The sequence below is a fragment of the Pseudomonas sp. 43NM1 genome (assembly GCF_002836905.1).
Taxonomy (GTDB): Bacteria; Pseudomonadota; Gammaproteobacteria; order Pseudomonadales; family Pseudomonadaceae; genus Aquipseudomonas; species Aquipseudomonas prosekii.
Genome location: NZ_MKGS01000209.1, coordinates 1 through 21,316 on the forward strand (window position 1 = coordinate 1; position 21,316 = coordinate 21,316).

General features: G+C 59.7%; 22 protein-coding genes and 1 pseudogene. 5 read left to right on the forward strand and 18 right to left on the reverse strand.

The annotated features are described in order from the left end of the window. From BI292_RS27995 to BI292_RS28040, 10 genes and pseudogenes are all read right to left on the reverse strand, one after another. A pseudogene (locus BI292_RS27995) lies at positions 1-521 on the reverse strand (LTA synthase family protein); the annotation flags it as partial. 421 nt (positions 522-942) lie between these two features. Then, positions 943-1,548, reverse strand: a complete 606-nt coding sequence (locus tag BI292_RS28000) for an START domain-containing protein (protein ID WP_092279346.1) — start codon at positions 1,546-1,548, stop codon at positions 943-945. A 40-nt stretch (positions 1,549-1,588) separates the two neighbouring features. Then, positions 1,589-1,843: a YkgJ family cysteine cluster protein gene (locus BI292_RS28005; RefSeq protein ID WP_092279344.1), complete on the reverse strand. Its 255-nt coding sequence runs from the start codon at positions 1,841-1,843 to the stop codon at positions 1,589-1,591. 165 nt (positions 1,844-2,008) lie between these two features. Continuing rightward, positions 2,009-2,488 carry a translation initiation factor 2 gene (locus BI292_RS28010; protein WP_101209942.1) on the reverse strand — a complete coding sequence of 160 codons (480 nt, stop codon included), beginning with the start codon at positions 2,486-2,488 and terminating at the stop codon, positions 2,009-2,011. Between the two features lie 90 nt (positions 2,489-2,578). Then, positions 2,579-4,018, reverse strand: coding sequence for a PLP-dependent aminotransferase family protein (locus tag BI292_RS28015; RefSeq protein ID WP_092279340.1), 1,440 nt, complete (start codon positions 4,016-4,018; stop codon positions 2,579-2,581). A gap of 192 nt (positions 4,019-4,210) precedes the next feature. Continuing rightward, positions 4,211-5,029, reverse strand: coding sequence for an OmpA family protein (locus BI292_RS28020; protein WP_101209943.1), 819 nt, complete (start codon positions 5,027-5,029; stop codon positions 4,211-4,213). Then, positions 5,026-5,382, reverse strand: coding sequence for a DUF4398 domain-containing protein (locus BI292_RS28025; RefSeq protein ID WP_092279336.1), 357 nt, complete (start codon positions 5,380-5,382; stop codon positions 5,026-5,028). Before BI292_RS28025 ends, BI292_RS28020 begins: the two co-directional genes overlap by 4 nt. Positions 5,383-5,391: 9 nt before the next feature. Further along, positions 5,392-6,231: an ABC transporter substrate-binding protein gene (locus tag BI292_RS28030; RefSeq protein WP_101209944.1), complete on the reverse strand. Its 840-nt coding sequence runs from the start codon at positions 6,229-6,231 to the stop codon at positions 5,392-5,394. A gap of 81 nt (positions 6,232-6,312) precedes the next feature. Continuing rightward, positions 6,313-7,242: an electron transfer flavoprotein subunit alpha/FixB family protein gene (locus BI292_RS28035; protein ID WP_101209945.1), complete on the reverse strand. Its 930-nt coding sequence runs from the start codon at positions 7,240-7,242 to the stop codon at positions 6,313-6,315. Continuing rightward, positions 7,243-7,992 (reverse strand): electron transfer flavoprotein subunit beta/FixA family protein, encoded by a 750-nt coding sequence (locus BI292_RS28040; RefSeq protein ID WP_007942046.1) that lies wholly within the window; start codon positions 7,990-7,992, stop codon positions 7,243-7,245. It lies immediately after the preceding gene. 545 nt (positions 7,993-8,537) lie between these two features. Here BI292_RS28040 and BI292_RS28045 point away from each other — a divergent pair. Beyond that, a complete protein-coding gene (locus BI292_RS28045) occupies positions 8,538-10,202 on the forward strand; it encodes an electron transfer flavoprotein-ubiquinone oxidoreductase (RefSeq protein ID WP_101209946.1) in 1,665 nt (554 codons plus the stop codon). A gap of 182 nt (positions 10,203-10,384) precedes the next feature. Here the strand turns inward: BI292_RS28045 and BI292_RS28050 are convergent, their stop codons facing one another. Then, positions 10,385-11,275, reverse strand: a complete 891-nt coding sequence (locus tag BI292_RS28050; RefSeq protein ID WP_101209947.1) for an AraC family transcriptional regulator — start codon at positions 11,273-11,275, stop codon at positions 10,385-10,387. 191 nt (positions 11,276-11,466) lie between these two features. Between BI292_RS28050 and BI292_RS28055 the strand changes: the two genes are divergently transcribed. Beyond that, the gene (locus tag BI292_RS28055) at positions 11,467-12,519 is read left to right on the forward strand and encodes an NAD(P)-dependent alcohol dehydrogenase (RefSeq protein WP_101209948.1); all 1,053 of its coding nucleotides are present in this window, start codon (positions 11,467-11,469) and stop codon (positions 12,517-12,519) included. Positions 12,520-12,534: 15 nt separating this feature from the next. On the opposite strand, the gene BI292_RS28060 is transcribed toward BI292_RS28055, so the two are convergent. The 6 genes from BI292_RS28060 to BI292_RS28085 all read right to left on the reverse strand — a co-directional run bounded on the left by BI292_RS28060 (position 12,535) and on the right by BI292_RS28085 (position 18,422). Next, positions 12,535-13,338 (reverse strand): IclR family transcriptional regulator, encoded by an 804-nt coding sequence (locus BI292_RS28060; RefSeq protein ID WP_101209949.1) that lies wholly within the window; start codon positions 13,336-13,338, stop codon positions 12,535-12,537. A gap of 60 nt (positions 13,339-13,398) precedes the next feature. Further along, complete coding sequence (locus BI292_RS28065; protein ID WP_101209950.1) at positions 13,399-14,709, reverse strand: MFS transporter; 1,311 nt, start codon at positions 14,707-14,709, stop codon at positions 13,399-13,401. A 174-nt stretch (positions 14,710-14,883) separates the two neighbouring features. Next, on the reverse strand, positions 14,884-16,032 hold the full coding sequence (dgoD, locus tag BI292_RS28070; protein ID WP_090186690.1) for a galactonate dehydratase: 1,149 nt from the start codon (positions 16,030-16,032) through the stop codon (positions 14,884-14,886). A 61-nt stretch (positions 16,033-16,093) separates the two neighbouring features. Then, complete coding sequence (locus tag BI292_RS28075) at positions 16,094-16,714, reverse strand: 2-dehydro-3-deoxy-6-phosphogalactonate aldolase (RefSeq protein WP_101209951.1); 621 nt, start codon at positions 16,712-16,714, stop codon at positions 16,094-16,096. 19 nt (positions 16,715-16,733) lie between these two features. Next, the gene (locus tag BI292_RS28080; protein ID WP_101209952.1) at positions 16,734-17,726 is read right to left on the reverse strand and encodes a 2-dehydro-3-deoxygalactonokinase; all 993 of its coding nucleotides are present in this window, start codon (positions 17,724-17,726) and stop codon (positions 16,734-16,736) included. 216 nt (positions 17,727-17,942) lie between these two features. Beyond that, positions 17,943-18,422, reverse strand: a complete 480-nt coding sequence (locus BI292_RS28085) for a GNAT family N-acetyltransferase (RefSeq protein ID WP_092279314.1) — start codon at positions 18,420-18,422, stop codon at positions 17,943-17,945. Positions 18,423-18,634: 212 nt separating this feature from the next. Between BI292_RS28085 and BI292_RS28090 the strand changes: the two genes are divergently transcribed. The 3 genes from BI292_RS28090 to BI292_RS28100 all read left to right on the forward strand — a co-directional run bounded on the left by BI292_RS28090 (position 18,635) and on the right by BI292_RS28100 (position 20,076). Next, on the forward strand, positions 18,635-19,288 hold the full coding sequence (locus BI292_RS28090) for an HD domain-containing protein (RefSeq protein ID WP_101209953.1): 654 nt from the start codon (positions 18,635-18,637) through the stop codon (positions 19,286-19,288). 110 nt (positions 19,289-19,398) lie between these two features. Beyond that, complete coding sequence (locus tag BI292_RS28095; RefSeq protein WP_092279310.1) at positions 19,399-19,734, forward strand: hypothetical protein; 336 nt, start codon at positions 19,399-19,401, stop codon at positions 19,732-19,734. Positions 19,735-19,821: 87 nt separating this feature from the next. Beyond that, positions 19,822-20,076, forward strand: coding sequence for a hypothetical protein (locus BI292_RS28100; protein WP_092279308.1), 255 nt, complete (start codon positions 19,822-19,824; stop codon positions 20,074-20,076). A 191-nt stretch (positions 20,077-20,267) separates the two neighbouring features. On the opposite strand, the gene BI292_RS28105 is transcribed toward BI292_RS28100, so the two are convergent. Next, on the reverse strand, positions 20,268-21,251 hold the full coding sequence (locus BI292_RS28105) for a DUF3829 domain-containing protein (RefSeq protein ID WP_256592749.1): 984 nt from the start codon (positions 21,249-21,251) through the stop codon (positions 20,268-20,270). Positions 21,252-21,316 lie beyond the last annotated feature (65 nt).

Sequence of the window (21,316 nt, forward strand, 5' to 3'; positions counted from 1 at the left end):
CCCTTGAACGCGAGGGTCAGCAGCAACGTGCCGAAGGCCCACGCCAGCAAGTAGCGCACGACCGGGAAACCGTACCAGAGCATGCTCGCCACGGTTTTCGGGTCTTCGCGTACGTATTGGAAGACCAGGCCGTTGAGGCGCTGGTGGAACTCGCGGTAGAAGTCCATTTCCATCAGGCCGAGGAACAACGCGATGCTCGACGCCAGGGTCAGCCAGAAACGGAAGAACCCGCGAGCCGCCATTGCGCGGACGCTGAACAAGGCCAGCAGCAGCGGAATGCTCAGGTAGACCACCAGGCGCAGGTCGAAACGCAGGCCGTTGGCGAAGGCTTCGACGAAGGTCGAAGCGGGTGTATCGAGGATCATCGCGCGGTTGTAAACCAGCAGCGCGAGGCGCAGCAGGCTGAACATGACCATCATGACCAGGGCACACAGGAGCGTGTAGGCCAGATGCGATTTGACGGTCGGTTGCAGCAGGCGACTAGAAGCTCGCTGCTGATTCAGGGCGTCCGGGTTTGCCATGTCGTTTTAGGACCCATTGGAAGTTTAAGTTGCAAAAAATACAGCTGCGCCCTGCCCTCTGTTGGCCACTACCTGGCCCCGGGGCTCGCGCGGTGCGCAAATGTTGCACGATCACTGACGCCATTGCCATTGATTACTGTTCGGCAAATTGACGCGGGCGAATTGTCTTGGAGGCATTGTGAAAATTTCGTACAACGCATATCTGGAAACACAATAAAGAATGGGCTGCGCGGTGTCTGTTGATGGGCAACGTCTGTGGGGTTGGGGTTGGGCTTGCTCGCGATAGCGGTGTATTAGCCGAGATCTTTATCGAGTAATACACCGTGATCGCGAGCAAGCTCGCTCCTGCAGGGTTTTGGTTTGTTCAGTCGGAATAAAAACGCCCCGATTGTGTCGGGGCGTTTTTTGAAGAACGGCGCGGTTATTTCTCGGCGCGTTCTTTCAGGGCTTTCAGGGTATTGAACGGGGCATCGACCACGAACTTGTTGGCGACCATCGACGGCACGCTGCCGCCCGGATTGGTGTGCACCTGATACGTCACTTCGACTTGATCGCCTTTTGGCACGAACTTCCAGAAGCCGTCGACTTCCTGGACGCGGACGAAACCTTTTTCGTCAGGAATGTACTTCGGCGCGCCTTCAAGTTTGCGGGTCAGGCTGCCGTCAGCGCCTTCAACGGTGGTGACGTGCAATACCGAATCACGCGGGGTGACCGGCCACGGCGTATTGAATTGGGTGTAGGTCCAGCTCTGATCGCCTTCGTGCTTGAGCAACTTCTGCGCCTTGCATTCGTGAATCCACGAACAGGCGCCCGCTACGTCTTCCTGCAACGCGCGCAACTTGGCGATGGTGGTCTTCATCAAAGTCACGCCCTGATAGGCCTTGAAATCGGAACCCGCCACCTCACTCAGGGAAACCTTGATGCCGTCCTGGTCTTTCGCGACTTTCCAGTCTTCAGCCTGCGCAGCCGAAGTGGCCAGCGCTACCGTCAAACCACACAGCACAGCTATACGATGCAGCGAACCCATAGTGTTATTCCTTATTGTTGAAGTTCCATTCTTGAACACATCACGCGGCGGTCATTTGCTCCCACCAGCCGAGCAGGCGGATCGCTTCTTCGCTGCTGCTGCCGCAAACCTCAGCGTCGGCCGAGAAAGCCGAGCACACCGCCGGGCGTTCAGCCTGGCCGAAAATGTTGCACAGGTTTTCGACAGACAGTTGCACGCAACGTTCTCCCGCAGGTTTGCCTTGCGGCATTCCGGGAATCGGTGAACTGATGGAAGGGGCAATGCAACAGGCGCCACAGCCTTCGCGGCATTTCATGACGACAACAACCTCGCAACGGGTGATGTGTAAAAGGGACGGGACACAGAGTAACCGCTAAAACGACTGTTTCAAATTGCTACACGCACCGTTTGTGCACCCAAGCGAATGTGACCGAGCAGTCTCCGACGAAGTGTCTGGTCTGCGGCTTGGCGGTGGCGATGATTAACGCTTGAACTCGAATTCGAGTGCCGCGCCATCCACGTCCCGGCGCTCTTCGTTGCGCAATTGCAGCTGCATTTCATTGCTGATCAAACGGCCATTGAGCTGGAAGTCACTGGACTTGTCGCCAAACATTTGCGGCAGCACACCGTCATGTTTCGGCAACGGCACAGTGCCGGCGGGCTTGAGGTCTTCGACCAAGTGTTGCGGCAGGCTCAGGTCGAGATCGGCGGGCGGCAACTTGGTGGTCTTGACCACTTCACGCGCAGATTTGGACTTGGAAGCAATCGGCGCACGCTTTTTCACCGGCGCGGCTTTCTTCTTGGCTGGGGCGGCTTTTTTCGCCACGACAGGTTTCTTTGGCGCTTCCTGCGTGCTGCTGGCGGCGGGCTTATCCTGCACGGCAGCCGCCGTCGCAGCCAGCGGAACCGCAGTCGTCACGAGGAAAATCGACAGCCAGGCAACAGAAAAAATCGTTTTCATGGACCCAACGGCACTAACGGCAGAGGGCCATATGCTCGCTCGTTGAGCGCCACATGACAAGCGCGGACAGCTATTGAGCTGTCCGTTTGATCAAAAACCGCTGGCCGTTTCCTGACACAGTTGCGTTGCGAGCAGGCCCAAAGTCATCAATGCACGCTCGGCCTCGCGGTTCCACGCGGTGCCGCAATTGAGGCGGATGCAGTGATTGAATTGCTCGGTGTTACTGAAGATCAGCCCCGGTGCAATGCTGATGCCTTGTTGCAAGGCACGCACGTGCAGTTCCTGAGTATTGACCCGCCCCGGCAGGCTCACCCACAAAATAAAGCCACCGGTAGGTCGGCTCATTTGCGTGCCTTCAGGGAAGTATTGCTGCACCGCCAATTGGAACGCGCTGAGGTTTTTCCGGTATTCCTGGCGGATGTAGCGCAAATGCCGGTCGTATCCACCGTTCTCCAGGTACGCGGCGATGCCCATTTGCGTGACGCTGCACGCCGAATGGGTGCTGAAGGTCTGCAAACGCTGGATCTCTTGCTGGTACTTGCCGGCAATCATCCAGCCGATGCGCACGCCCGGCGACAGGGTTTTCGAGAAGCTTGAGCAATAGATCACCCGATCCAGCCGGTCGTAAGCCTTGAGCGCTTTGGTGCGGCCCTGCTCGAACATCAGTTCGCCGTAGATATCGTCTTCAACGATCTGGATATCGAAGTCCGACGCCAGCCGCAGCAATTGTTTCTGGCGTTCCTCGGGCATGGTTCCGCCCAGTGGATTGCTCAGGCGCGTGGTCAGCACCAGCGCTTTGATCGACCATTGATTGGCCGCCAGTTGCAAGGCTTCCAGGCTCATGCCGGTGGCGGGATCGCTGGGGATTTCGATGACTTTGAGGCCGAGCAGGTCGGCCAGTTGCAGCAAACCGTAATAAGTCGGCGACTCGGCAGCGATCAAATCGCCAGGCCGGGTCAGCACGCGCAATGACATCTGCAAGGCATCGACGCAGCCGTGGGTGATCACCACTTCCGACGGATCGACCACCACGCCAGCGTCGCGCATGCGAATCGCCACTTGCCGACGCAGCGGCTCAAAACCGGGGCTGAACATGTAACTGAAGGCGCGCGGGCTATGGAATCGAGTGACTTTGGCCAACTGCTGATGCAGCGCGCGGACCGGCAGGTAATCGACACTCGGCACCGCCGCGCCCAGCGGAAACACGCCTTCGCGGCGCGATTCGACCAGCACTTGTTGAATGATGCTGCTGCGCGTGACCAGCCCAGGACGTTCGACCCGCGCGATGTCCGGGGTCGGCGCGGTCAGGGCCGGCGTCTGGTGAACGTAGTAACCGGATTGCGGCCGGGCGCGGATCAGGCCCTGATCTTCGAGGTTGGCGTACGCCTGCAACACCGTCGCGTGGCTGACGTTGAGCTGCGAACTCATCTTGCGCACCGAAGGCACGCGCTCCCCCGGTTGATAGACACCACGGCGGATGTCCTCGGCCAGTTGCTGAGCAATACGTTGGTAGAGCAGGAGATTGGTCATGACGCAGCACTCGATTTCACGGGCATTTTATTCTTGTGCGAAACAATACCGGAACAGTTTAGAAGTGTACGGGGACAGTTGCCACAATAGACGACGGTACAGTGCAGTGTCAGCAAAATCTGTACTGCTTTGCGAAGCGATTCACAGGCATAAAAAAACCCGGCGTGGTGCCGGGTTTCATTGGATATTGCCTCAGCGGGCAGCGCCGAGCTGGCCTTTTTCGTCGGAGAAGACAATTTCCACTCGACGATTCTGCGCACGACCCCGTTCGGAGGCGTTCGCGTCTACCGGGTATTCATCGCCATAACCTTCGACCTGAATGCGTTTGTCGTCGATGCCCAGGTCCATCAACACATCAGCCACCGACTGCGCACGGTCGCGCGACAGTTTGAGGTTTTCCTGCTTGCCGCCGGTGCTGTCGGTGTAGCCCTCGATGCGCACCACGCGTTTCGGGTTGAGCTGCAGGAACTGCACAATCTTCAACATCACGCGGTTGGCCGAACTCTTCAACTCCGCTTCGCCGGTATCGAACAGCACGTCGCCCAGCGTCATCACCAGACCGCGTTCGGTCTGGGTAGTCGCCAGCGCGACGATCTGTTCTTCGAGCCATTTGCCCTGTTGCTGCACGCTGAGCAGTTTGGACTCGCGCAACGCCAGTTGCAGGCGTTGGCGCTCCAGTTCGAGCTTGGCGGCTTGTTCTTCGTTGAGCACCTGATTGGTGTGCTCGCGGGCGATTTCGCTGTAGCGCCGACTCAGGTAGGCGTAATGCACCACATCCGAACCGCTGCCCCAATAGCTGGACAGACGATCGGCGCGGGCCAGGGATTCGCCGGCGCGGATCACGTCTTTCGGCGCGATGCGCAGCACGTTCGAGTCTTCCTTGACCTTCTGGAAATCGACGCTCGCCTCTTGAATGGCCGACTCGCTGTGTTGCCCGGCGCAGCCGTACAGGCTGACGCAACCGACGATGATCAGGCCGCCGATGGCGGTTTTTCCGATGACGAGGCTCATTTGGCATCTCCCAGTTGCTTGCGCAGGCGAGTGATGCGGGTATTGAGGACGTTCAACTGCTCCTGGCTCTTGAGGGTCAGGACCCGGGCTTCGGCGAGGCGCGCATCCAGTTCGGCCTGTTCGGCGCGCATGCGGGCGTGCTTGTAGGACTGGTCGGTCATGTCACCTTGAGCGCGGGCAAATTTGTCTTCGGCCAGTTTCATCTCCGGCACGTCTTCGGCGGTGGCGCCAACGGCCTTGGCTTGTACCAGTGCCTGCTCGGTCAGGCGAATCTGTTCATTCGGCGCCGGATCGGCTGCACAACCCGCCAGAGCCAGAACGGCCAGGGCAGCGAAAAGAGGTCGAATACTCACTAAAAATCCCTACTTTTTTTGGGGTACTGGCGGGGTGCTCGGGGGTTGCTGCTGTTGCTGCGCTTTCCAACGCTCGATATTGCGTTGCAGCGCGGTCTCCGCCAGACCGGACGCGGGCAATTCTGTCATCTTTTTCGCCAGCTGTCCGCGCAACCACGGATCGTTGCAAGCCGAGTTATGCGAAACCGCGAGGTACAGGCCCGGGCGATCGACGGGCTGCTCAAACGCCAGCAAGTCGTTGCCCATGCCCAATGCCTGCGCGGCCGCCATCCCCGAGTAGCGCCCGGCGAGGACAAATTCCACCTCGCCAAGGAGCAATTTCTGAAAGGCCTGGGTAAGGTTTGGAGTACGAGTGAGGGTCAATTGCTGCTCGGCGAAAGTGCCGAATCCGCCGGTCATTCGAGACTTTTCCGACATCGCGCCGGGGTGTCCCTGCAAGTCTTTGGCTTCGCTGTAGACCAGCGTCGAGCCTTTGCGCGTCCACACCAGGTAGTCGTTTTCCAACAGCGGCGGATGGATGTAGTCCAGGCTTTCCAGTTCGCTGAGGGTCAGCGGTGCGTCGATGAGCATGTCCATGCGCCCACTGCGCACCTCGTCCAACGCCTGCGAGCGTTTGCCGGCGTAGAGCAGGTCAACCTTGATGCCCAGCTCCGCCGCCACTTGCTGCAGCAAATCGGCATTGGCGCCGATCAGTTTTTTCGGATTCTGCGGGTCTTGCCACAGGTACGGCGGTGCGTCCGGGCTGCCGGTGACGACGAGGCGCTCGCACTTGCCGGCCGCGCTCGCGAACGCTGGCGCCAGCGTCAGGCCCAGCAATAAAGACCAGCCATACAGGCGGCGCAGATCCATGGCGAAGCTCTCCCACTCAAATCCGAATCAAAAAAAAAGCCCGACCATAAGGTCGGGCTCTTTATAAGTGAAGCCGCTGGATTAGACCAGCTTCTCCAGCTCGGGGATTGCTTCGAACAGGTCAGCGACCAGGCCGTAATCGGCCACCTGGAAGATCGGCGCTTCTTCGTCCTTGTTGATCGCAACGATCACTTTGGAGTCTTTCATGCCGGCCAGGTGCTGGATCGCGCCGGAGATACCGACCGCGATGTACAGCTGTGGCGCAACGATTTTGCCGGTCTGGCCGACCTGCATATCGTTGGGTACAAAACCTGCGTCGACTGCCGCGCGGGAAGCGCCAACAGCAGCGCCCAGCTTGTCGGCCAGAGCGTACAGGTGTTTGAAGTTGTCGCCGTTCTGCATGCCGCGACCGCCGGAAACGACGATTTTGGCAGCGGTCAGTTCCGGACGATCGGACTTGGCCAGTTCTTCGCCAACGAAGCTCGAGATCGCAGCATCGTGAGCAGCGCCCACGGCTTCAACAGCCGCCGAACCACCTTCAGCGGCAACCGGGTCGAAACCGGTGGCGCGCACGGTGATCACTTTGATCGCAGCGCTCGATTGCACGGTAGCGATGGCGTTACCGGCGTAGATCGGGCGCTTGAAGGTGTCAGCGCTTTCGACCGAGATGATCTCGGAGATCTGGTCAACATCCAGCTGAGCGGCAACGCGCGGCAGGATGTTTTTGCCGTTGGAAGTCGCGGCAGCCAAAATGTGGCTGTAGGCCGAAGCCAGCTCAGCTACCAGTGGAGCAACGTTTTCCGGCAGCTGATGCGCGTAAGCGGCATTGTCAGCGTTCAGGACTTTGCTCACGCCAGCGATTTTCGCAGCGGCTTCAGCCACGGCGCCAGCGCCCTGACCGGCTACCAGCACGTGGATGTCGCCGCCGATTTTGGCAGCAGCAGCCACGGTGTTCAGCGTGGCCGGAGCCAGCACTTTGTTGTCGTGTTCAGCAATAACCAAGATAGTCATTTAGATTACCTTCGCTTCGTTCTTGAGTTTTTCAACCAGTTCAGCCACCGACTTGACCTTGATACCCGCGCTGCGTGCAGCAGGCGCTTCGACTTTCACGGTCTTGTTGGTGGAGGCGGTGGAAACGCCCAAAGCGTCCGGAGTCAGCACTTCGAGAGGCTTCTTCTTGGCTTTCATGATGTTTGGCAGGGACGCATAACGCGGCTCGTTCAAACGCAGGTCGGTGGTGACGATGGCCGGCAGCTTCAGGGAAACTGTCTGCGCGCCGCCGTCGATTTCGCGAGTTACGGCAACGCTGTCGCCCGACACTTCGACTTTCGAAGCGAAGGTGCCTTGGCCGTAGCCGCTCAATGCAGCGAGCATCTGGCCAGTCTGGTTGTTGTCGCTGTCGATCGCTTGTTTGCCAAGGATCACCAGCTGTGGCTGTTCCTTGTCGACAACGGCTTTCAACAGTTTGGCAACGGCCAGGGAAGTCAGATCTTCAGCGGATTCGACGAGGATGGCGCGGTCGGCACCCAGAGCCAGCGCGGTGCGCAGTTGCTCTTGAGCGGTGGACGGGCCGATGGAGACGACGACGATTTCAGTCGCAACACCTTTCTCTTTCAGGCGTACGGCTTCTTCCACTGCGATTTCGCAGAACGGGTTCATCGACATCTTCACGTTGGCGAGGTCGACGCCGGAATTGTCCGCCTTGACGCGAACCTTGACGTTGTAATCAACAACGCGTTTGACAGCTACAAGAACCTTCATGGATTCCTCGTTACTCTCCGGTGAAAAGAAAGTCGCCTAGGCGAACCTGGCGGTTGATGCTCGTGGGCGCAAGGGCACCTCTAAAAACGCTGGCATCCGAACGGGGTGACACGGCTCGCGTTGTTAATGACCGTTCGTCAGTGGTGACTGACGAGTCATTCAATCTCGCGGCGTGTAAACTGCGCGCCAAATCATCGTTGCGCATCACCTTGTACTGCCATCGCCCTGTCTTTAGAGGTGCTCTTGAAGCCAACAGTCAGCCTACGGCGAGCGCAAAACCGCCCGTATCTTGACCGGAACGCCTATTCCGGTCAATACGGCAAAATGGCCAGTCATAAGCCGCGTGACTTTGATTTCTCTGGCTTCGAGCCGATTCAAACAAACGTTTGTATTGGACGCTAGGAGTGGTGTAGATATAATGCGCCACCTAGAGAGAAAGGTGGTTCATCGATTGTCCTTTTCCAGCCTTGCGCCGGAGTTCCTGGATACGACGCCAAACCTCCAATTAGAAAAAAAACTGTTGAGCCTTGAGTAGGAGATAGCCTGTGGAACGCGAATACATGGAATTCGACGTGGTCATCGTCGGTGCCGGCCCCGCTGGTCTTTCCGCCGCCTGCCGCTTGAAGCAGAAGGCCGCCGAAGCCGGTAAGGAAATCAGCGTCTGCGTGGTCGAAAAAGGCTCCGAGGTCGGTGCTCACATCCTGTCTGGTGCGGTGTTCGAACCGCGCGCCCTGAACGAATTGTTCCCGGACTGGAAAGAACTCGGCGCACCGCTGAACACGCCAGTCACCCGCGACGACATCTTCGTTCTCAAGAACGCCGATAGCGCGCAGAAAATCCCCGACCTCTTTGTGCCCAAGACCATGCACAACGAAGGCAACTACATCATCTCCCTGGGCAACCTGTGCCGCTGGCTCGCTCAGCAGGCCGAGAACCTCGGCGTGGAAATCTACCCAGGCTTCGCTGCCCAGGAAGCCCTGTTCGACGAGAACGGCGTGGTTCGCGGGATCATCACTGGCGACCTCGGCGTTGACCGCGAGGGGCATCCGAAAGAAGGCCTGTACACCCCGGGCATGGAACTGCGTGGCAAGTACACGTTGTTCGCCGAGGGTTGCCGTGGCCACATCGGCAAGCAGCTGATCAAGCGCTTCAACCTCGACAGCGACGCCGACGCCCAGCACTACGGCATCGGCCTGAAAGAAATCTGGGAAATCGATCCGGCCAAGCATCAGCCAGGCCTGGTGGTGCACACCGCCGGCTGGCCGCTGGACATCATGGGTTCCGAGAACACCGGTGGCTCCTTCCTTTATCACCTGGAAAACAATCAGGTGGTCGTCGGCCTGATCGTCGATCTTTCCTACAGCAACACTTACCTGTCGCCGTTCGACGAATTCCAGCGCCTCAAGCATCACCCGGTGCTCAAGCAATATCTGGAAGGTGGCAAGCGCATCAGCTACGGCGCTCGCGCAATCTGCAAAGGCGGCCTGAATTCGCTGCCGAAAATGGTCTTCAAGGGCGGCGCGCTGATCGGTTGCGATCTGGGCACGCTGAACTTTGCCAAGATCAAGGGCAGCCACACCGCGATGAAGTCCGGCATGCTCGCCGCTGAATCGGTCGCCGAAGCGCTGTTCGCCGAGAAGGATGGCACCGAAGAGCTGACCGCTTACGTCGACGCGTTCAAGAAGAGCTGGCTCTACGACGAACTGTTCGCCAGCCGCAACTTCGGCCCGGCGATCCACAAGTTCGGCGCGATTGTCGGCGGTGGTTTCAACTGGCTCGACCAGAACATCTTCGGCGGCAAACTGCCGTTCACCTTGCACGACAACAAGCCGGATTACGCGTGCCTCAAGCTTGCCGCCGACTGCAAGAAGATCGACTACCCGAAACCGGACGGCAAACTCAGCTTCGACAAACTCAGCTCGGTGTTCATCTCCGGTACCAACCATGAAGAAGAACAACCTTGCCACTTGAAGCTGACCGACCCGAGCATCCCGATCAGCAAGAACCTGCCGCTGTACGATGAGCCCGCCCAGCGTTACTGCCCGGCCGGCGTGTACGAAGTGGTGACCAAGGAAGACGGCGAGAAGCGCTTCCAGATCAACGCCCAGAACTGTGTTCACTGCAAGACCTGCGACATCAAGGACCCTGCACAGAACATCACTTGGGTAGCACCGGAAGGCTCCGGCGGCCCGACTTACCCGAACATGTAAGCGCGACGCCTGAACATCAAGGCTCCCGGAATGGGGGCCTTTTTGTTGTGTGCGATTCACTCCACACCGCAATCCCCCTGTAGGAGTGAGCCTGCTCGCGATAGCAATCCATCATTCAATATCAATGCAGGCTGACCCACCGCGATCGCGAGCAGGCTCACTCCTACAGGGTTAACGATCCATCAGGCAGCGCGCTCATCGCCGGGGCTGCGCTCGAAGTAGCGCTTATATTCGCGACTGAATTGCGACGTACTCTGATACCCGACCCGATGCGCAACCTGCGCCACGCCCAAGCCCTCCGACAGCAATAACTGCTGCGCTTTCAGCAAGCGCAATCGCTTCAGATACTGCACCGGCGACAACAACGTGCTGCGCTTGAAATGCTCGTGAAACGTCGACGCACTCATGTTCGCGCAGCTGGCCAGCGTCTCGACATTCAACGGCTCGGTGAAATGCCCGTGCAAATGGTGGAGCGACGCCGCGATCCGCGCGAACTGACCCTGCTGCTCCACCAGCGCCCGCAACACATCGGCCTGCGGACCGCGCAACGCGACGAACAACAACTCACGCAGCCGCGCCTGGCCCATGATCCGGGATTCCAGAGGATCGTGCAGGCAGCGCAACAACCGCTCCGCGCAACCGCGCATCTCATCATCGAGCACCGCCGAGGTCATCGACTCCAGCGTCTGCACCGCAATATTGCGCCCCGGCAGCAAGCCCATCGCCAGCACCAATTCGCCGAGCAGCACGCGGTCAATCGCGATTGAAAGGCCCAGCATCGGCCCTTCGGCGGCGGCAAAGGTTTCGCACTCGAACGGCACCGGCAACGCCTGAATCAGGTAATGCCCGGCGCCATATTCGAGCGTGCGCGGGCCCAGATAGGCCAATTTGCTGCCCTGAACGATGATCACCAGGCTCGGCTCGTAGATTTGCGGGCCACGCGCGACGTCGCGACTGGCGCGCAATACCTGCACGCCAGGCAATAACGTCGGCGCGAAGCCGTCGCGAGTGGTCAGCGGCTGCAGCAGTGAAACCAACGTGGCGTTGGCGTCGAGATGGCGGGTCAACAGCATGGGCAAGTCTTCACACAAAAGTTGCAGAATTCGGGATGAAAGCATCATCGCAGGTCTGTCGCGTTATGCGACCAATCAAAGGCGCATGCCGGAGGATTAGGCATGACACCCGGAGGAATCGTCATGGCTGATAACCGCCTCGCCCCGCAAAATGGCACGCCTCAACTGTCACTGCTTTTGCGAGGTTTTGCATGTACACCGCTATCGGATACGCCGCCCAGTCGGCTACCACTCCCCTCGCCCCGGTCAAATTCGAACGCCGCAGCCCTCGGGCCGACGACGTTGCCATCGACATTCTGTACTGCGGCGTCTGCCACTCCGACATTCACCAGGCGCGCAACGAGTGGGGCATTGCCGTTTACCCGCTGATGCCCGGCCACGAGATCGTAGGCAAAGTTACCGCCGTCGGTGCGAACGTGAGCAAACACAAAATCGGCGATCTGGTTGGCGTCGGTTGCATGGTCGATTCCTGCCGCAGCTGCGAAGCCTGCCAGGCTGATCTCGAGCAATACTGCCTCGAAGGTCCGACCATGACTTACGCCACGCCGGACCGCGTCGATGGCAGCAACACCATGGGCGGTTACTCCGACAGCATCGTCGTCAGCGAGCATTTCGTGGTGCGCATCCCGGAAAAACTCGACCTGGCCAGCGCCGCGCCGATCCTCTGCGCCGGCATCACCACCTACTCGCCGCTCAAGCACTACGGCGTCAAGGCTGGCGACAAAGTCGGGATCCTCGGCATGGGCGGCCTCGGCCACATGGGCATCAAGTTCGCCAAAGCGATGGGCGCCGAAGTCACCCTGTTCACCCGTTCGGCGAGCAAGGCTGAGGAAGGTCGTCGCCAGGGCGCGGACCACGTCATCGTGTCCACCGATGCTGAACAGATGAAGGCTGCTGCCGGACATTTCGACTTCCTGCTGGACACCATTCCGGTGCAGCACGACCTCAATCCGTACCTCGATACCCTGCGTTTCGACGGTGTGCACATTCTGGTTGGCTTGATCGAACCGGTTGATCCACCGGTACACGCCGGCAAGCTGGTGATGAGCCGCCGCGTCCTCGCCGGTTCGTTGATCGGTGGCGTCGCCGAAACCCAGGAAGTGTTGGATTTCTGCGCCGAACACGGCATCACTTGCGACATCGAAATGCTCGACATCCATCAGATCAACGAAGCGTTCACCCGCATGATTGCCGGTGACGTGAAGTACCGCTTCGTGATCGACATGGCGACACTCAAGGTCTGATCAAACTTTAGCGCCTCAGACTTTCAAACCAAGCTCCGCTGATAGCCGAGCTGTGACCCCTTTGATCAGGGGAATCAGCTCGGCCATTTTTTCCAGCGGCATGTACGGCACAGTGCTGGCGATGCTGATCCCGGCAACAATGCGCTTGCTGGCATCACGAATCGGCGCCGCGACACAGCGGATCGACGGCTCGTTGTCCTCCAGGTCGAACGCGTAACCGCCCGCCACATACTCGACCATGCGCTGCTGAAACTGCTCCCAGGATTGCTCGGGGTGCAGCGGCCAGAACTGATTTTTCCCACCCGCCGGCAGGCTCACTTCGTACAGACGTTTCCAGTCTTGCTGCGAATCATCGAGCATCAACGCCTTGCCGATCCCGGTCCGCGCCAACGGCATGCGATGGCCAACCCGCGAACGCATTTCCGGGCCATTGCGCCCCGGATTCTTGTGCAGGTACAGCACCTCGTCGCCCTCGCGAATCGCCAGGTGCACGGTGTCGCCAGTCAACGCCGACAACTCATCCAGATACGGCCCGGCCAACGTCACCAGCGGCAATTCCTCGCGCGCCTGGAAACCCAGTTCGATCAACTTCGGCCCCAGCAGATAACCGATTTGCGGCACTACCCGCAGGTAGCGTTCGTCCACCAGGCAACTGGCGAGGCGATGCGTGGTGCTGCGTGTGGTGCCGATCAGCCGGGCAATTTCCTTGAGATCGCGCGCGCCACTGGCCACGGCCTGGACCACACCCAGACCACGAAGCAGAGTCTGGGTGCCGGTCGGCGCGGCGTCCTTGGCGATTTTTGGGGCGTCTTCCTGCATATCCAGCCTTTACCGTTGAGCGAGGGAACGGGCGGCATTATGGTCGCCCGATGGCGGCGACTACAACTCGATACGCTCGACCTTGCCCACCAGCAGCACGTAGGAAAGTGCACCGATCAATGCGAGCACCGCGATGTAGGTGATCGCCGGGGCAAACGAGTCCCCGGTCGCAAGGAACCCGATGACAATCGGCGTGGTGATCGCCGACAGGTTGCCGATGAAGTTGAACACCCCGCCGGTCAAGCCGAGCAAGCGCGCCGGGGCCAATGTCGAGACCAGCGACCAAGTGATCGAAGCCAGGCCGTTACCGAAGAACGCCAACGCGAGGAAGGCAATCACCAGCGGCGTCGATTCGACGAAGTTGGCGCCGATGATCGAGGTCGAAATCAGCAGCCCGCCAATGATCGGCAACTTGCGCGCAAACCCGACGCTGTAGCCGCGACGAATCAAAAAGTCGGAAAAGAACCCGGAACACAGCACACCGACAAACGCCGCGAGAAACGGCAACGAGGCCAGCAGGCCGGACTTGATGAAGTCCATGCCGCGGTATTTCACCAGGTAGGTCGGGAACCATGTGAGGAAAAACCACAACGTCGAGTTGAGGCAAAACTGGCCGAGGTAAATGCCCCAGAGTTTGCGTTTGCTGAGGACGATGCCGAGGTCGATCCAGCTGAATTTTGCCTTGGCTTTTGCGGTGTCAGCCTGGATGTCGACCAAGCCGCCGCCCTCGCGGATCAAGTCGATTTCGGCGTCGTTGGCGCCTTTGAAATCCCGCGGTTCGCGATACACCGCGTACCAGATCACCGCCCAGATAATGCCGACCACGCCGGTGCTGACGAACACCATGTGCCAGCCGAATTCATGCTGTAACCAAGCCAGTACCGGCGTCAGGAACGCCAGCCCGACAAACTGCCCGGAGGTGTAGAAACCGATGGCCGTGGCGCGCTCGCGCTCGGGAAACCAGGTGGTGACTACGCGGCTGTTGATCGGATACGCCGGGGCTTCCAGCGCGCCGACCGCCATGCGCAGCACGAACAGCGCGATGAAACTGCCGGCAAAACCGAGCATCACCGTGGCAATCGACCAGAGCAGCAAGGCAACGCTGTAGAGAATCCGTGGCGGCACGCGATCCACCAGCCAGCCGCCGGGGATTTGCATGGCGGCGTAGGTCCAGCCGAATGCGGAGAAGATCAGACCAACGTGAATCAGGTCGATCCCCAGTTCGCTGGTCAGCGCCGGGGCGGCAATCGACAGGTTGCTGCGGTCGAGGTAGTTGATCACCACGGTGATAAACAGCAGCACCATGATGAAAAAACGCTTGCGGCTGGGCGTCACCAACGACGCCTGCCCGGTGAGGGTTTGCGGTTGCATGAGGGATGCCTCTTCTTATGTTTATTGAGGTCAATGGGGCGCAATACCTCCTGTAGGAGCGAGGCTTGCCCGCGAAGGCGTCAGCACTAACGCCTGGGAAAGTCAGGTAGACCGAGGCGTGACCTTCGCGGGCAAGCCTCGCTCCTACAGGGGTGGTGTCGGGTCAGACAGAACTCACCATTCGGCAAAGCTGCCATCGGCATGGCGCCAGATCGGGTTGCGCCAGCGGTGGCCGACGGCTGCACGTTCGATCACGTATTCCTCGTTGATCTCGATGCCCAACCCCGGTCCGTTGGGAATCTTCACGAAGCCTTTGTCGTAGTCGAACACCCGCGGATCTTTCACGTAATCGAGCAGGTCATTGCTCTCGTTGTAGTGAATGCCCAGGCTCTGTTCCTGAATGAACGCGTTGTAGCAAACCGCGTCCAGTTGCAGGCACGCCGCCAGCGCAATCGGGCCCAACGGGCAGTGCAGCGCCAGCGCCACGTCGTAGGCTTCGGCCATGTTGGCGATCTTGCGGGTTTCGGTGATGCCGCCAGCGTGCGACGCATCGGGCTGGATGATGTCGACGTAACCTTCGCTCAGCACACGCTTGAAATCCCAGCGCGAGAACAAGCGCTCGCCCAAGGCAATCGGCGTGCTGGTCAGCGGCGCCAGTTCTTTCAGCGCTTCGTAGTTTTCGCTGAGCACCGGCTCTTCGATGAACATCAGTTTGTACGGGTCTAGCTCCTTCATCAGCACCTTGGCCATGGGTTTGTGCACCCGGCCATGGAAGTCGACGCCGATGCCGACGTTCGGCCCGACCGCGTCACGCACGGCGGCCACATTGGCCAGTGCGAGGTCGACTTTCTCGAAGGAATCGAGGAATTGCAGCTCTTCGGTGCCGTTCATTTTCACCGCAGTGAAACCACGCTCGACCGCTTCCTTGGCCGCGCGCGCAGTGTCGGCTGGGCGGTCGCCGCCAATCCACGAGTACACGCGAATCTTGTCGCGCACCTGGCCACCGAGCAGGTCGCTGACCGACACACCCAACGCCTTGCCCTTGATGTCCCACAACGCCTGATCAATGCCGGCCAGTGCACTCATGTGGATCGCGCCGCCACGGTAGAAACCGCCGCGATAAAGCACAGTCCAGATGTCTTCGATGTTGCGTGGGTCTTTGCCGATCAGGTAGTCGGACAATTCCTCGACGGCAGCCGCGACGGTGTGGGCGCGGCCTTCGACCACGGGCTCGCCCCAACCGGTCACGCCTTCGTCGGTTTCGATCTTGAGGAAGCACCAGCGCGGCGGGACGATGAAGGTCGTGAGTTTGGTGATTTTCATCTCTGCTCTCTTTTGTAAATGCAGCTTTTATTAGAGGTAGCGCGCTCGGCGCCAAAACTTCTCAGCTCAGGGCTTTCCATGCCGCAACGTAGGCCTTGGCATTGGCCGCCACTTGCTCGGCGGTCATGCCCGGTTTGAACAATCCTGATCCGAGGCCGAAGCCTTTGACCCCGGCGTCGATAAACACCTGCATGTTGTCCGGCGTGATGCCGCCAACCGGCGCCAGAATGGTCCCGGCCGGCAGCACCGCGAGCCAGGCTTTCACAACGGCCGGGCCCATTTGTTCGGCGGGGAACATCTTCAACACGTCCGCGCCTTCGGCCAACGCGGCGAAGGCTTCGGTCGGCGTCGCCACACCCGGCGACAGGAACAGCCCGGCAGCTTTCGCCGCGCGCAACACCTTGGGATCGCTGTGCGGCATGACGATCACTTGACCGCCCGCCGCTTTCACTTGCTCGACTTGCTCCGGCGTCAGCACCGTGCCCGCGCCGATCAGGCAATCGGCGGGCAATGTACTGCGCAGGATGCGGATACTTTCGTACGGCTCAGGGGAATTGAGCGGCACTTCAATGACGCGAAATCCGGCGGCATACAGGACCTCGCCGATAGCCGCCGCCTCCGCAGGGCGCACACCACGCAAAATGGCGATCAGGCCGTTTTGCGCCAGGGCTTGCTTGAGCATCTCAGACCTCCAGTCAGGTTTAACGCGATGGGGTGTTTTTGATCAGTCCGGCCGCGACCGCCAACTGCCACAAACCCCGTTCGGTGGCTTGTTCGGCGAGCGTCACGCGGGCGAACCCGCAGGCATCGAGGGCACGGCTGTAGCGAGCACAGAGTTGGGAGTTGCCAATCAGGATGATCGACGGCAGATGCACGCTGTTGCGCCGGCGCCGTTGCACGTTGGCCAGCGCCGAGAGTTCATGGCCGATCAACAGCCCGGACAGGTAATCCGCTTGCGCGGTGGCACTGAGTTCACCGGTCAGGCCCAGGCTGCGCGCGCTGAACAGGGTCGACAACGGGCCGATCTCGCCGTCCGCCGACAACGCCACTTCCACGCCGCGATCAAACGCGACGCCGTCGAACGAGGCGCCCTGTTGCTGGGTGCGCCCGAGAATGCTGTGTTCGCTGAGCACGGCAAAGATTTCGCCGGTCATGAACGTGTCGAAATGCACGATGCAGCCGTCGGCGACTTCCACCCATTTCGAGTGACTGCCCGGCAGGCCGATCAACAAGTCGTTGCCCGCCTCGCCCGGCAAGCTTTGCAACACACCGAGGACCTGGGTTTCTTCGCCGCGCATCACATTTGGCAGACGCGAACGCTGAATCACGCCCGGCACGATGTGCACATCGACACCGCGAAGACTGCGAACCGTTTGTAGGGAATTTCCGAGATTGGCGACGTTTGCCGGCGTGTCGCCGTAGGCCGCTTCACGCCAACCCTGGGCGCTGCCGACCATGCCACAGGCAATCACCGGCAAATCGGCTTGAGCGTCGAGCCAATCACCGCAAGCCTCGTCGAAGGCCAGTTCAAAACCGTCAGCGCATTGCCGACCGTTGATGATTCGCGGCGTGCGTGGCAACTGCATGATCCCGGACGACAGCGACCGCTGTTCCAGCACCTGGCCACCCGCACCGAGTTTGTAAGCACGTAATGAGGTTGTCCCCCAATCGAGCGCGATCAATTGCGCCAGCATCGCTTCACCTGTTCTGTTTATTGGCAGTGAGTGCGCTGGACTATAAACCTTCTACGGATAAAATCTCAATATGTAATTAACGCTCCCATATAGTGGGATACAGACAAAAAAATCGCAGCGCGGTGTATCTCCTCAGGAATGTGCAGATCCTCAGGAATGACCGAACGCTGCGACTGGGTAACCGTGCATCACCAACCTTGGGTAGATTCGCGCAGATTAACCCTCGGCAAACTCACGCAACACCGCGCCATCCATCCGATACCGCACCCACTCTTCCTGGGGTTGCGCACCGAGGGATTTGTAGAACTCGATCGCCGGTTTGTTCCAGTCCAGCACGCTCCACTCGAAGCGCCCGCAGTCATTGGCGCAGGCGATTTTTGCGAGGTGGCGCAGCAGGGTCTTGCCGGCGCCGCCGCCACGTTGCTCAGGGGTGATGTAGAGGTCTTCGAGGTACAGGCAATTGCTGCCGAGCCAGGTCGAGTAGCTGAAGAAAAACACCGCGAAGCCGATTGGCATGCCATCGCGCAAGCAGATCAGCCCGTGGGCGGTGGCGCCTTCGCTGAACAGGCTGCGCTGGATGTCGGCGACGCTGGCAATGACTTCGTGGCGGGCACGTTCGTAGTCGGCCAGCTCAGTGATGAAACCGAGAATTTGCGGTGCATCGCTGGGGGTCGCCGGGCGGATTTCGATCGTCATGGACGTGCCTTGTTTGCAGAGGAAAACGCCATATTAAGTCGCCGATCCAGCTGTGGCGAGGGAGCTGGCTGCCGTCAGTTGCGCAGCAGCCGTATGATGGGCGACGCCGTGGCCAGTGAAATACCACGTTGCATAAAACCGGTCGCCTTGTGCGACTCAGCGCGAGCAAGCTCGCTCGCTGTTAATGCGCTTTCAATTCCGGAAAGGATTTCATGACTGACACCGCTTTCGCCCCACTGCAAACGCTTGCCGACACGCTGCTGCCCCACGCGCTGGAACCCGGCGAGGACGGCGCGTATGACTTGTCGCACTTGCAGCGCGTGTGGCACAACGTGCGCCTTATTCAGGCGCAGGAAGGTGGCGATTTGCCGGTGATGCTCGCCGCGACGTTGCTGCATGACTGCGTGGCGGTCGAGAAGAATTCGCCGCTGCGCTCCCAGGCTTCCCGGCTGGCGGCGGAGAAAGCCAGCGCCCTGCTCACCTCGCTGGACTGGCCAGCCGCCGAGGTCAGCGCGGTCAACCATGCTATCGAAGCGCACAGCTTTTCCGCCAACATCACGCCGACCACCCTCGAAGCAAAAATCGTCCAGGATGCCGACCGCCTCGACTCACTCGGCATGCTCGGCGTGGCCAGAACGTTCTACACCGCCGGGCGCATGGGCAGCGCGCTGTACGACCCCTTCGACCCCGAGGCCAAGGCAAGGGACTACGACGACAAGCGCTTTTGCCTCGATCATTTCCAGACAAAACTGCTGCACCTGGCGGACGGTTTCCAGACGCCCACCGGGCAACATCTGGCGCAGCTTCGGCACCAGCGACTCAAGGGTTTCATGGAGTTGTTCAAGGAAGAAATCGGCGTTGCCTGAGGCTATTTTCAGCGCGCGCCCAACCTACCGTTCGTCGCTCATCAGGCACCAATCGAAAACCGGGGCGGACCAATATCAGGTAAGGACTCGAATAATTAGGAGACGACACCATGATCATGTCCAGGCTGACTACTCTCGCTCTCGCTGCTCTGCTGTCCACCGGCGCGTTCGCCGCCACCGCTACTTCCGGCACCGGCCCGACCGACCCGGTCGAGAAACCCAAGGCTCCTGCGCTGCAAACTGCGCCAGGCTTGAACACTGACGGCTCCGGCGTTGACAGCAGCATGCCACCTGCCACGGGCACCGACCCGCGTCTGAAAGGCAACGATACTGGCCGCCAGGGCGGAGCAGGCATGCCGGAGACCGGTGCATCCGATAATGCCGGCACCGGCACCAGCTCGAAAACCACCACCGGTGGTTCGGGCTCGGAAGGTGCCGGCAAATAGTTCGCCGACGCGAGCGCCGCAACACCTGATTCACATCCACACCCTGTTTTATAGCCACACCCTATCCACATCCATGAAGAGGTATCCATGAACGTTGATAAAAACCTGGAAAAAGAAGTATTGACCCGCCTGCTGCACGCTCACCCAAGTGGTTTGGGCAAGGAGGTTCTGGACAATTACCGGGGGGAAAAAGTCGTGGCCAGCGCCCTCGCCGCCCTGCAGGATCGCGGGCTGATCCACCACGGCCATGTCACGTGCAATGAGGCCGGCGAACATTCGCTGAACCTGCCGATCAAGTTGAGTGCTGCGGGCGTCGAGGCGGCGCGCAAGCTCGACAGCTAAATCGCTTGATCCAGAATCGCAGTCCTGCGGGGCTGCGATTTTTTTGTAGGTTCTGATGGCCCCTTCGCGGGCAAGCCTCGCTCCTACAGAGATCGTGCGACATGCGGATTGCATAACGCATAACCCCTGTAGGAGCGAGGCTTGCCCGCGAAGGCGTCAGCCCTGACACCTCGTAACTAAAGGTTTAACCCTCAGCACAGCGGGTAATTAAACCGGTCGATCACTTTCGAATACTTACCGTTGTAGCGCATCGCCGCATCACGAATAGTCGAATGCGTCATGCGTGCCATCTGGGTTTCTTCGCCCTTGTACTTGCCATCCTTGACGTCTTTGATCAGCGAACGCGACTGGCCGATGAAATCGTTGATTTCCATCATGCCGCCGCTGCAGCTCTTGCCGGACTTGGCCGACTGCTCGGTGATTTTCTTGTTCCAGCCGTCAGCGGTTTCAGCCACTTGCGTCAGGGACTTCTCGAAAGCCTCCAGAGCTTTGGCGTCGTTCGGTGCGGCGAACAACTCGCTGGCATCGGAGCTGTTGACCTTGCCGTAGTAGATCATCCCGGCGCGGTAGTACTCGGCGCTGTCCTTCGGCGCTTTTTCGAACGCTTCCTTGGTCAGTGCCTGATCACGATCGCCCAAGCCTTTGTAGAACGCCTGTTCCTTCTCCGCGACCACGGTCAGCGCCGCCAGGTAATCCTTGCTCAACGCACGCGCCTTGTCGCCGTTGTCAGCCAGGTAGCAGTTGGAGTCGGCGTAGTTGTTCAGCTCATGGCTCAACGGCGACAAGGTTTTCAGCGCAGCGGAGAAGTCTTTGGCAGCCGCATCGATTTCCACAATCGGGGTGTCGATGGCCAGCGCGGTATCGAGGTTTTTCGCCGAGCGATCAACCCAGATGTCGTTCTCGATTCGCATCGACGTCGGCGCTTCCTTGCCTTCCAGCAGCGGCATTTGCCCGGTCAGGTAGTTTTCCTGCGCTTCGGAGAACGACGTGGTCAGGCTGTTGGCCACTTCGACGTACAGATTGTACTTTTCGATTTGCAGCTGCTCGGCAGCGCTTTGGCCAGGCTCGGCACTGGCGGTCGCTTCGGGCTTTTTATCTCCGCAACCGGCAAGCAACACCGAAGCGGCGACCAGCGTCGCGGCAAACATCATCCGGAAATTCACTTTCTGTTCCATAAAAACTTCTCTTCCATAAAAAAACGCGGCGGGCCATGCATGGCTTGCCGGGGGTTACTTAGGGG

Coding starts and splice junctions, on each gene's coding strand:
- BI292_RS28000 (WP_092279346.1), bottom strand. CDS start 1,548: ATGGGTTCGCTGCATCGTATAGCTGTGCTGTGTGGTTTGACGGTAGCG.
- BI292_RS28005 (WP_092279344.1), bottom strand. CDS start 1,843: ATGAAATGCCGCGAAGGCTGTGGCGCCTGTTGCATTGCCCCTTCCATC.
- BI292_RS28010 (WP_101209942.1), bottom strand. CDS start 2,488: ATGAAAACGATTTTTTCTGTTGCCTGGCTGTCGATTTTCCTCGTGACG.
- BI292_RS28015 (WP_092279340.1), bottom strand. CDS start 4,018: ATGACCAATCTCCTGCTCTACCAACGTATTGCTCAGCAACTGGCCGAG.
- BI292_RS28020 (WP_101209943.1), bottom strand. CDS start 5,029: ATGAGCCTCGTCATCGGAAAAACCGCCATCGGCGGCCTGATCATCGTC.
- BI292_RS28030 (WP_101209944.1), bottom strand. CDS start 6,231: ATGGATCTGCGCCGCCTGTATGGCTGGTCTTTATTGCTGGGCCTGACG.
- BI292_RS28035 (WP_101209945.1), bottom strand. CDS start 7,242: ATGACTATCTTGGTTATTGCTGAACACGACAACAAAGTGCTGGCTCCG.
- BI292_RS28040 (WP_007942046.1), bottom strand. CDS start 7,992: ATGAAGGTTCTTGTAGCTGTCAAACGCGTTGTTGATTACAACGTCAAG.
- BI292_RS28050 (WP_101209947.1), bottom strand. CDS start 11,275: ATGCTGTTGACCCGCCATCTCGACGCCAACGCCACGTTGGTTTCACTG.
- BI292_RS28055 (WP_101209948.1), top strand. CDS start 11,467: ATGTACACCGCTATCGGATACGCCGCCCAGTCGGCTACCACTCCCCTC.
- BI292_RS28060 (WP_101209949.1), bottom strand. CDS start 13,338: ATGCAGGAAGACGCCCCAAAAATCGCCAAGGACGCCGCGCCGACCGGC.
- BI292_RS28065 (WP_101209950.1), bottom strand. CDS start 14,709: ATGCAACCGCAAACCCTCACCGGGCAGGCGTCGTTGGTGACGCCCAGC.
- dgoD (WP_090186690.1), bottom strand. CDS start 16,032: ATGAAAATCACCAAACTCACGACCTTCATCGTCCCGCCGCGCTGGTGC.
- BI292_RS28075 (WP_101209951.1), bottom strand. CDS start 16,714: ATGCTCAAGCAAGCCCTGGCGCAAAACGGCCTGATCGCCATTTTGCGT.
- BI292_RS28080 (WP_101209952.1), bottom strand. CDS start 17,726: ATGCTGGCGCAATTGATCGCGCTCGATTGGGGGACAACCTCATTACGT.
- BI292_RS28085 (WP_092279314.1), bottom strand. CDS start 18,422: ATGACGATCGAAATCCGCCCGGCGACCCCCAGCGATGCACCGCAAATT.
- BI292_RS28090 (WP_101209953.1), top strand. CDS start 18,635: ATGACTGACACCGCTTTCGCCCCACTGCAAACGCTTGCCGACACGCTG.
- BI292_RS28095 (WP_092279310.1), top strand. CDS start 19,399: ATGATCATGTCCAGGCTGACTACTCTCGCTCTCGCTGCTCTGCTGTCC.
- BI292_RS28100 (WP_092279308.1), top strand. CDS start 19,822: ATGAACGTTGATAAAAACCTGGAAAAAGAAGTATTGACCCGCCTGCTG.
- BI292_RS28105 (WP_256592749.1), bottom strand. CDS start 21,251: ATGGAACAGAAAGTGAATTTCCGGATGATGTTTGCCGCGACGCTGGTC.